This window comes from Streptomyces sp. NPDC002817 (assembly GCF_053592055.1).
In genome coordinates, this window is sequence record NZ_JBSFUY010000093.1 from 1 (window position 1) to 3,797 (window position 3,797).

Genomic DNA, 3,797 nt, shown 5'->3' on the forward strand with positions numbered 1-3,797 from the left:
GGGAATCCTCCCGGACGGGGCAGTCGTCGCTGAAGCAGGAACCCCAGCGGGCGACCGCCGGAATCCCCCGCCTTTAGGCGGGGGAGGAAGTCAAGGAGAGAAGCGCTTCGACGCGCAACCGTTTGAACTCCGTTGAGATTCCCTGCGGATCAGCCCGTTCTCTCCGTCGGCAGGTTGCGCTAGGCTCCCGCAGCGTGTTGAAGCGCTTCGACGATGACGCCTTCGACATAGGGAAGGACTTTCGACTCAATGGAGAGTTCTATGCCGAGTTCAACTGGTTTCACTCGCCGCCAGGCCATGACGACCTCCGCGGCCCTCGCCGTCACAGCGTTGTCCATCCCGACGGCCGCCCAGGCCGCTGCCCGGTCCACTACTTCCGCCGCGTCGGCGTCCGCGCTGGACGTAGTCGCAAACATGCAGCCCGGCTGGAATCTGGGCAACAGCTTCGAGGCCATCGGCGCCGACGAGACGGCGTGGGGCAACCCGCGGGTGACCCAGGCGTTTTTCCGCAGGCTGAAGGCGCAGGGCTTCAGAAGCATCCGGATCCCGGTGACCTGGGGCCAGCACGAGGGCCCGGCTCCGACCTATACCCTCGACCCGGTGTTCCTGGCCAGGATCAAGCAGGTGGTCGACTGGGCCTTGGCCGACGGTTTTTACGTTCTGATCAACATGCACGGCGACGCGTGGCAGTGGGTGCCGAACATGCCGACCCAGCATGACGCGGTCCTGGCCCAGTACACGGCCACCTGGCAGCAGATCGCGGCCACCTTCCGGGACGAGCCGCGCCGACTGCTTTTCGAGAGCATCAACGAGCCCTTCTTCACCGGCAGCTCCGGCGATCAGCAGAACGCCGTTCTGATGAACGAGCTCAACACGACATTCCACTCCGTCGTGCGCGCGACCGGCGGAGGCAATGCCGACCGCCTGCTCGTCATGCCGACCCTCGGGGACACGCCGGATCAGCCCAAGATCGACACCCTGCTCGCCACCTTCTCCGCGCTCGACGACCCCAACCTCGTGGCCTCGATCCACTACTACAGCTTCTGGCCCTTCAGCGTGAACCTCGCCGGCTACACGACCTTCAACGCGGCCACCCAGCAGGACCTGACCGACACGTTCGACCTGCTGCACAGGGCCTTCGTGGCCAAGGGGATCCCGGTCGTCGTGGGTGAGTACGGGCTGCTCGGCTGGGACTCCGGCCCCGGCACGGTCGAACAGGGCGAGACGCTCAAGTACCTCGAGCATCTCGGCTACTACGCGCGCCACCGGGGCTTGACCACGATGCTGTGGGACAACGGCAGCCGCTTCAACCGCCGCACCCTGCAATGGAACGACCCGAGCCTCTATGCGCAGATACGGTCGAGCTGGACCGGGCGCTCCGGCACCGCGTCCACCGATCAGCTCTTCGTGCCCAAGGGTAAGACCCCGACGGACGCGACGATCACGCTGAACCCCAGCGGCACCAGGCTGCTGAGGATCGATGCCGGCACCCGCCCCCTGATCCGCGGCGTGGACTACACCGTCAGCGGCAACACGCTGACGATCGCAGCTGCGGCGCTCAGCCGGCTCACCGCGTCGCAGGAGTACGGCACGAATGCCGTCCTGTCCCTCCGGTTCACCGACGGAATTCCTTGGGCCGTCAACGTCATCACCTATGACAAGCCGGTCCTGACGAGCGCGACGGGTACGACAGCCTCGCTGGTGATACCCACCGCGTTCAACGGAGACAAGTTGGCGACCATGGAAGCCGTCTATGCCGACGGCACCGCCGCCGGTCCGCAGTCCTGGACGACGTACCAGCAGTTCAATGTGGCCTTCACACCGGACTACACCGCAGGCACGATCACCTTGCCGACCGCGTTCTTCGACGGTGTCACCGACAACACCACCGTGACCCTCACCTTCCACTTCTGGAGCGGGGCGAACCTGACGTACACGCTGACCAGGTCCGGCACCGCGGTCACGGGCACCTCTGCCTGAAAACGGGTCCACCAGGAATGAGTCGATATCACAGGTGGTGAGTTCGGCACGTTTCTTGTAGCAGGTCAGAGTGGCGGCGAGGCCAAGGAAGACGACGAGGTGGCTGCCTTTTCGTTCCTACCGGATGGTGAGGCGGCGGAGCCGAACAGCCAGGAGACCGCTCGATCTCCCAACGGTGACGCCAGAGCTGTTCGGAGGACTCGATGCCCGACCGGGCGATCCAGGCGACGATGCCGCGTTCCCCCTAGCCAGGAAAGGATGTCGGCGGAGCGGTAAATCCGCGTTCGTCCGCCTGGCGGCAAGGTGCCCTGGTGGTGCTTCGTACGACGAGGTGTGGTGTGACGACGACTTCTCGTTCGTCGTCCGCCGCCTCACCCTCCAGCCGGGCGACGGCCCGGCTCACAGCCCGGCGCGCCAGCTGGCGGGCTTCTTGCCCAACCGTGGTGAGTTGGACGTGGGCGAGGCGGGCGAGGTGGCTGTCGTCGAATCCGACGACCGAGGATCTCGTCGGGCACTGGGATACGGGCGCGCAGGAAGGCGTCGAGGACGCCGATGGCGCAGTGGTCGTTGAAGGCGAGGACGGCGGTGGGGCGAGCAACCTCGGCGAGGAGTGTTCGTGCGGCTGCCGCGCCGTGGTCCTCGGACAGCCCGCCCGGCACGAGGCGGACGCGGTCGGTGATTCTCGACAAGCGACAGCGCGCCGTGAACTGCTGGCCAAGGTCGCCGAGCGAGGGCTCGCGATCAGCGCCCTCACCTGCTCAGGCAACCCCCTGCACCCCGGGCCCAGCGGCCGCGAGCACGACCAGGTCGCGCGCAGGACGATCGCTCTCGCCCCGCTCCTCGGCATCGACCGCGTGATGATGATGTCCGGGCTGCCGGGCGGGCCGGGCGACGCCAACCCCCACTGGTTCACGGTCTCCTGGCCGCCGGAGACCACACAGATCCTCGAGTGGCAATGGACCGAGGTCCCGTACTGGCGAGACCTCGTCGCCCACTCCCGTGACCGGGGCGTACCCAAGCTCGCTCTGGAGATGCACGCCCACCAGGCGGTCTACAACGTCCCCACCCTCCTGCGCCTGCGCGAGGAGGGTGGGCCCGTGGTCGGCGCCAACTTCGACCCCAGTCACCGGATGTGGATGGGAGCGGCGTGGTTTCTGCCTCGCCCTGCGCCGAGCCGGCTACGACGACCGTCCTGAGCATCGAGCACGAGGACGTTCTTGTGGCCCCGTCGAGGGCGTCACCAAATCCGTCGACCTCCTAGGTCGCGTCGCCCTGCGCGAACCCAGCTCCTACAAGCCCCAAGAGATCTGAGCCCGGTTCCACCGGCTTGAATCCCGTTTGATCGTTTCGGGGTCGTGCAGGCCGTGTTGGGGCTGAGCTTCGGATTCGGGCATGGGGTGGCCGCTGGTCTGCCCAGCTCTTCCACTTTGTCCACAGGTCTCGGGCCCTTTCGGGCAGGCCTCGCAGGGAGCGCCAGGGGGCAGCGGTGCATGCACCGTGCTGAACAGCTGGGTGAAGTCCTTGCTCCAGGGCCAGCGTTCGGGCAGGTGCAGGGTGAGGCAGCGGGCGGAGCGGGCCAGGCGGGCGGGCACGTTGATCAGGCGGTCACGGATGGTGGCGGTGGTCGCCCCTGGCATGGAGCGCGGAGGCCAGAGCGACGGCGGCGCGGGTCACGTTGTGCGCCAGCGCCGCCAGGGCGAGCCACGCGGCATGGGCCTGGATTTGACTTCCTCCCCCGCCTAAAGGCGGGGGATTCCGGCGGTCGCCCGCTGGGGTTCCTGCTTCAGCGACGACTGCCCCGTCCGGGAGGATTCCCG

3 protein-coding genes and 1 pseudogene are annotated in these 3,797 nt (G+C 67.3%); 2 read left to right on the forward strand and 2 right to left on the reverse strand.

All coding sequences use genetic code 11. The features are described 5' to 3' along the window. The first annotated feature begins 297 nt into the window (after positions 1-297). Positions 298-1,980: a cellulase family glycosylhydrolase gene (locus ACWD3I_RS49030; protein WP_365412461.1), complete on the forward strand. Its 1,683-nt coding sequence runs from the start codon at positions 298-300 to the stop codon at positions 1,978-1,980. A gap of 244 nt (positions 1,981-2,224) precedes the next feature. On the opposite strand, the pseudogene ACWD3I_RS49035 reads toward ACWD3I_RS49030, so the two are convergent. After that, positions 2,225-2,419 (reverse strand): annotated as a pseudogene (locus ACWD3I_RS49035) (hypothetical protein); the annotation flags it as partial. After that, a complete protein-coding gene (locus ACWD3I_RS49040; RefSeq protein WP_451084464.1) occupies positions 2,352-2,660 on the reverse strand; it encodes a substrate-binding domain-containing protein in 309 nt (102 codons plus the stop codon). The gene ACWD3I_RS49040 and the pseudogene ACWD3I_RS49035, both read right to left, overlap by 68 nt. Here ACWD3I_RS49040 and ACWD3I_RS49045 point away from each other — a divergent pair. After that, positions 2,541-3,176 (forward strand): sugar phosphate isomerase/epimerase family protein, encoded by a 636-nt coding sequence (locus tag ACWD3I_RS49045; protein ID WP_451084463.1) that lies wholly within the window; start codon positions 2,541-2,543, stop codon positions 3,174-3,176. The two genes, ACWD3I_RS49040 and ACWD3I_RS49045, sit on opposite strands and share 120 nt — an antisense overlap. The last annotated feature ends 621 nt before the right edge of the window (positions 3,177-3,797 follow it).

What these genes read in the sequence shown, in the direction of transcription:
- ACWD3I_RS49030 (WP_365412461.1), top strand. Translation starts at nt 298, where the DNA reads ATGACGACCTCCGCGGCCCTCGCCGTCACAGCGTTGTCCATCCCGACG.